The organism is Lysobacter sp. ESA13C (assembly GCF_019970005.1).
GTDB lineage: Bacteria > Pseudomonadota > Gammaproteobacteria > Xanthomonadales > Xanthomonadaceae > Lysobacter > Lysobacter antibioticus_B.
The window spans coordinates 1-1,170 of sequence record NZ_JAHXYK010000034.1 but is presented as its reverse complement, the minus strand read 5'-3'; the positions used below and the strand labels follow the sequence as shown (position 1 = coordinate 1,170).

Here is a 1,170-nt window from a genome sequence, read left to right as displayed (position 1 = left end):
GGGGCCTGCGATCGAGCAGCTGCAGGCGCGTTTCGATCCACGCGCATACCGCATCGATGTCAGTCAGGCCCCCTTGATGCGTGCGTTCGTGGCCTACGACGCCGCGTGCGACAAGTGGATATTGCTGGTGCTCACGCATCATTTGGCGGACGACAACACCACGCAGAGCCTGATCGTTTCCGAGATTCGCGAGATTCTGGCGGGCAGGGAGCCGGCGGCCTCGCAGCTTCCATTTCGGAATTTCGTCGCGCAAGCGCGCCAGGGCGTCAGCCGCGCAGAGCACGAGACCTTTTTCCGCACGATGCTCGGCGATGTCGACGAGCCTACGATGCCGTTCGGATTAAGCGATACGCGAGGAGAGGGGCGACCGGTCGGACAGACCACGCGGGATCTCGATGCAGCGGTGTTGCAGCGCCTGCGTGCACAAGCACGCAGGCTCGGTGTGAGCGTCGCGAGCCTGTGCCACCTGGCTTGGGGTCTGGTGCTGGCACGCGTGTCCGGGCGCGACGACGTCGTGTTCGGCACCGTGCTGTTCGGCCGTATGCAGTCAGGCGAAGGCTCGGATCGGGCAATGGGACTGTTCATCAATACGCTGCCAATGCGGTTGCAGATCGACGACGTAACCGTCGAGGCAGGCGTGCGCCGCACGCATGCGCTGCTTGCGGAGTTGTTGCATCACGAGCATGCCTCGCTTGCGCTCGCGCAGCGCTGCAGCGCGGTGGCCGCGCCGGCGCCATTGTTCACCTCGCTGCTGAACTATCGCCACAGCCGCAGCGGAAAGACGTCGCCGAAGGAGGTCATACGGGCGCTGGGCGGAGTTGAGTGGTTGAGCGCGCACGAGCGCACCAATTATCCGCTGGGATTCGCGGTGAACGATTGGACCTTTGGCATGACCCTGGCGGTGCAGGTGCAGGATACGCTCGATCCGGAGCGCGTGATGTGCTTCGCGGAAACAGCACTGCTGCGTTTGGTCGATGCTCTGGAGATCGAACCGACTCGACCGTTGCATGCTATCGACGTGCTGCCCGAGCCTGAGCGGCAGTTGGTGGTGGAGACGTGGAACGCCACGGACGCGCCGTATCCGGTCGACCGGCTGGTGCACGAGTGGTTCGAGGCGCAGGCGGCGAAGACGCCGGACGCGATCGCGCTGGTGCAGGACGAAGCGAGCCT

At 64.7% G+C, this 1,170-nt stretch carries 1 protein-coding gene; it reads left to right on the top strand.

Features of this window, described 5'->3' with window-relative positions:
• Positions 1-1,170: condensation domain-containing protein (locus LC490_RS24210; RefSeq protein WP_223621896.1), on the top strand; the 1,170-nt coding region annotated here is incomplete at both ends.